Genomic DNA, 4,299 nt, shown 5'->3' with positions numbered 1-4,299 from the left:
CGGCGCCCGCAATAAGGACTTGCTCTTCTGGGAAGAGAAGATGAGGGCCGTCTCGGATGAATTGATCATCTGCACCGATGACGGATCGTACGGACGCAAGTCCCTCGTCACCGAACCTCTCAAGGAACTGCTCGAGAACCCGGGAAGAAAGATATCCCACGTCTGGGCTATCGGCCCGGCGATTATGATGAAATTCATCGCCCAGACTACGAAGCCCTATAATGTCCCGACCGTCGTCAGCCTGAACACGGTCATGATTGACGGCACCGGCATGTGCGGCGGCTGCAGGGTGCTGCTTGACGATGGCGCACAATTCGTCTGCGTCGACGGCCCGGAATTCGACGGTCACAAGGTAGACTGGAACAACCTCTTGTCCCGTCTACAGTTCTACCGCAAAGAGGAGCAACTGGCCGTGGAACACTGGGAACATAAATGCAGACTCGAGGGTGCACTCGCGGAAGGAGGTAAACGGTAAATGGCCGAACTGACTCAGCAAGAGCGTTTCAAGATAAAGCGGCACGAGATGCCGAACCAGGACCAAATTGAACGGAGAAGTAATTACAATGAGGTGGCGCTGGGCTATACGGAAGCGATGGCACGCGAGGAAGCAGAACGATGCCTCCAGTGCAAGAAACCGAAGTGCGTGGAAGGATGTCCTGTAGGTGTTCTCATCCCGCAGTTTGTTAAGGCCCTCAGGGAAGGGGACATGGTCAAGGCAGTGGAATGGATGAAGGTGAAGAACAACCTTCCGGCGATCTGTGGAAGGGTATGTCCCCAGGAGAGACAGTGCGAAGGGAATTGCATCGTAGGGAAGAAGGGGGAACCCGTCGCTATCGGCAGACTCGAACGGTTCGTCGGGGATTTTGAATTGGCAAACCGCACCTGTCCTCTCGTGAAGGCGCCGAAAACAGGCAAGCGCGTGGCGATCGTCGGCTCAGGACCTGCCGGTCTGACATGCGCCGTGGATGTGGCAAGAGAAGGTCACGATGTGACGATCTTCGAGTCTCTGCACGGTCCGGGCGGGGTGCTCGTTTACGGGATACCTGAATTCCGTCTGCCGAAGAGTGTTGTGCACGGAGAGATAAACTACGCAGCCGATTGTCTCGGAATAGATATCAAGACGGACCACGTGATCGGTCGCTCTTTTACCCTCGACGAACTCCTGAGCGATTATGACGCTGTGTTCCTCGGGACCGGCGCGGGTCTGCCTTCTTTCATGCGTATCCCCGGCATCAACTATAACGGAGTCATGTCCGCCAATGAATTCCTGACCCGCGTCAATCTCATGAAGGCGTACCGCTTCCCGGAATTCGACACCCCTGTCAAGGTGGGAAAGAAGGTGGCGGTGATCGGTGCGGGGAACGTGGCGATGGACTCTGTCCGGTGCAGTCTTCGTCTGCAGGCCCTTCAGGCTGAGAAGACCGGGAATGGTTCGGGCGAGGTCCATATGGTGTATCGCCGTTCTCGCGATGAAGTTCCTGCAAGGGAGGAAGAATTCCATCACGCTGGCGAGGAGGGAGTAATCTTTGATTTCCTGACAAACCCCCTCGAGATACTCGGCGACAAAGACGGTTCCGTCAGGGCGATGCGCTGCATCCGCATGAAACTCGGCGAGCCGGACCAGTCCGGAAGGAGACAACCTGTTCCGATCGAAGGGTCCGAATTCGAGATGGAGGTGGATACCGTAATCATGGCGCTTGGCACCAGCCCGAATCCTCTCGTCTTCGTTGAGGCAGAGGGTCTCGAAAGGACAAAGCACGGCACCGCTCTTGCCGACCTTGAGACAGGCAGGACGAAGAAAACCCGTGTCTGGGCCGGCGGTGATGTAGTCACCGGCGCGGCAACCGTAATCAGCGCAATGGGAGCCGGAAAAAGGGCCGCCGCGGACATTCATAAAGTTCTCAAAGGCGAGGCGACCTGGTAAGCAACTTCGCCCTATTCTCCTCACATCAAACTCCGCGAAAAGGTCAGACTCTTGTCTGACCTTTTTTTTGAAATACTAGTTGACAAGGCCCCCGAAAAGGGGTATGGTTGAGTTGAAAAGAGCGGTTGTACAGGTGGTGTCCCGCTCTCTCTACCCGGAGTCACTGGCTGTAACGTTGTCGAGGAGTTAAGGCCGTAAAAAGTGAAGTCGTGAGACGATTAGTCTCAAAGAAAACACGGGTAAGGGAAAGAGACACCACCTTTTTTATTATTATAAGCCAGGTAGTAACTCATTACATCTTAAACTTCTACTTTAAGTACTATAAAAGGTCGTTTTGAAAAGCCCAATGCCCAGCTGCTGATTCCTTACAACCTTATTATTTCTTTTTTCTCTTCCTTCTCCCTTGGGGTTTTACAAAGTTTATTTCCCGCACGAATTCTCAATGTATTCTCTTCAGGGGAATAAGCAAGAAAGGAATACATCTGAAGAGGCATCCCCTTCTTGACGGTGGTCATCTCATACGGTCAGGTCATCGATGAGGTTGAGGTTATAGTTGATAAACTCTTCCTTAAGGGTTCTGTTGAGACGTTCGACACAACCATGATCGTTGGGGCACTGTGGATAGGCAAAAAAGCGAGGTATCCCCTTTTTGTTTCAGATAGGCATCAAAATCCCCTACCCTGTGGCAGCTACCTTATTTTGAAAGAGTCATGCGGGTCTGAAGACACTTTCCACAAACTTTGGAAGAACATTGGCGGGATCATACATCAGTGTCATCACGAGTCTTGACTAAGAAATAGATACACGGACTTCACCGACTATCTTTAGCCGAGCTGCGTTATTGCATGTGAGGAGTTCAAAAAATTACACTTGTTGCAAGCAATTTCTTTTTCCGGCACAAGAAGTGACATTTCAGAAGCACATACGTCATTGTTCTTCCTCATTCTTCTCTCCCTTGCTTTTTTTCCCGCCGCCCAAATAGGCCTCCAGAGGCCGCCAACCAAAAGACATGCCTTTCTGCGCTAGACCAAGGATATTATGAAGTGCCGACATCCCCATGGCGACCAGAAACGAAAAAGGCAAAGCAACGACAGATGCTATACCGATAAACGGTGCAGCCACTATTAAGCCCAGTGTCTTGAGGAAGCCTTTATCCGCGCTCTTTTCCATATTTCATCTCCTTTTTGTTGGTTTTTCCTCACGGCCTTGAAGCGCCTAGGTTTAGCCCCTCCTTTTAGATATGTTTCCTCTCTTTATGAGCTTTTACCATGACAAGATATTAATGTCAAGTTTTTTGAGAATGTCCAGGTTCAGGAAATACTTCTCCCTCCCGGATCCACCGACAAAGTGTGAGTCGCTCGCAATCGCAACTGGCGCGTATTTTTGAAATCGAAGCCCTCATTCCCGTAAACGCAATGAAGAAAATAACAAGACAACGCACCACCATTCAATTTATCAGCCTATTAGATAACCCCCGTCACTTCTTTCTCTTATTTTGAATTGTCATGATCAGACATCCAGTCTAATTCTGACTCGTATCAGGTGCCTTCGGTGAAAGGAATGCCGCCATATTTACATGCTCTCTTTACGGGATACTGCCGGAACAATTGAAATAGGTATTTGACGGTGTATTTCGCGGTCTCATACCGCTTGTTGAGTTTCTTGATAATAAATCTCGGATGAGGGCTGTTCTGGTAGGTCCTGTAATACCACCGTACGAAATTGATAATCTCCCAGTGGTTCTTTGAAAGTTCAATCCCATCTTCTTTGCTCAAGCAATTCGCTAATTCCTCGGACCAATCTTTGTCAGACTTCAGAAATCCTTCTTCATCGACCTCGATTGTTTTGCCTTGAAATTCGATATACCGCGTAGACGATGGCTCCATCCTTAATCTTCCCACTGTCTCCACGTAATACACATTGTTTGCAGGTGGTATTCCTCAAATCAAAGACTTCTGCTTCTCGTTAGCACCATTATATCAGGACATAGTGGTAAGTGGTACACGAGGGAGCTACTTCTAGCGCTATTAGGCTTGCCACTTGTGACCGCAGTTGACGCACTGGGCTTATGCAACAATGCGGACTGCAGAACGAAAAACTCGGCTTGACAGTGCGTGAGGCTGAATCACCGCCTGGTTATCCACGTATTCCACCTCTCGGGGTCACTGTACTATAATAAGCAATGTCTCCCGGAGAGGAAAAAGCATGGGAAGTCATCAGAAGTCTTGACCCCGTCGACGTGTGTAAAAGAGGCTCTGTCTCCTTTGATAAAACCACCGGATTCTATACGCTGCTGTCCCTTGGTAAAGAGATTCACTTCTCGCCCCGTGAAAGGAAGATATTCAGTGATGCTCCGGGCGCTGATACGCTGCTGC

At 50.2% G+C, this 4,299-nt stretch carries 6 protein-coding genes; 4 read left to right on the top strand and 2 right to left on the bottom strand.

All coding sequences use genetic code 11. The annotated features are described in order from the left end of the window. From VEI96_12190 to VEI96_12180, 3 genes are all read left to right on the top strand, one after another. Positions 1–475, top strand: a 475-nt coding sequence (locus VEI96_12190) for a hypothetical protein (protein HXX58753.1), incomplete at its 5' end; no start/stop codon positions are given. Further along, positions 476–1,924 carry an NADPH-dependent glutamate synthase gene (gene gltA / locus VEI96_12185; GenBank protein HXX58752.1) on the top strand — a complete coding sequence of 483 codons (1,449 nt, stop codon included), beginning with the start codon at positions 476–478 and terminating at the stop codon, positions 1,922–1,924. 501 nt (positions 1,925–2,425) lie between these two features. Then, complete coding sequence (locus tag VEI96_12180) at positions 2,426–2,713, top strand: hypothetical protein (protein HXX58751.1); 288 nt, start codon at positions 2,426–2,428, stop codon at positions 2,711–2,713. Positions 2,714–2,851: 138 nt separating this feature from the next. On the opposite strand, the gene VEI96_12175 is transcribed toward VEI96_12180, so the two are convergent. Both VEI96_12175 and VEI96_12170 read right to left on the bottom strand, forming a co-directional pair. Beyond that, positions 2,852–3,094, bottom strand: a complete 243-nt coding sequence (locus VEI96_12175; protein HXX58750.1) for a hypothetical protein — start codon at positions 3,092–3,094, stop codon at positions 2,852–2,854. Between the two features lie 368 nt (positions 3,095–3,462). Then, positions 3,463–3,825 (bottom strand): TusE/DsrC/DsvC family sulfur relay protein, encoded by a 363-nt coding sequence (locus tag VEI96_12170; GenBank protein HXX58749.1) that lies wholly within the window; start codon positions 3,823–3,825, stop codon positions 3,463–3,465. Positions 3,826–4,106: 281 nt separating this feature from the next. Between VEI96_12170 and VEI96_12165 the strand changes: the two genes are divergently transcribed. After that, positions 4,107–4,299, top strand: a 193-nt coding sequence (locus tag VEI96_12165) for a hypothetical protein (protein HXX58748.1), incomplete at its 3' end; no start/stop codon positions are given.

The sequence above is a fragment of the Thermodesulfovibrionales bacterium genome (assembly GCA_035622735.1).
GTDB lineage: Bacteria > Nitrospirota > Thermodesulfovibrionia > Thermodesulfovibrionales > UBA9159 > DASPUT01.
This window is presented reverse-complemented; position numbering and strand designations above follow the sequence as displayed.

Bases quoted from the DNA above. Each gene is read 5' to 3' on its own strand.
- gltA (HXX58752.1), top strand. From the start codon at position 476: ATGGCCGAACTGACTCAGCAAGAGCGTTTCAAGATAAAGCGGCACGAG.
- VEI96_12175 (HXX58750.1), bottom strand. From the start codon at position 3,094: ATGGAAAAGAGCGCGGATAAAGGCTTCCTCAAGACACTGGGCTTAATA.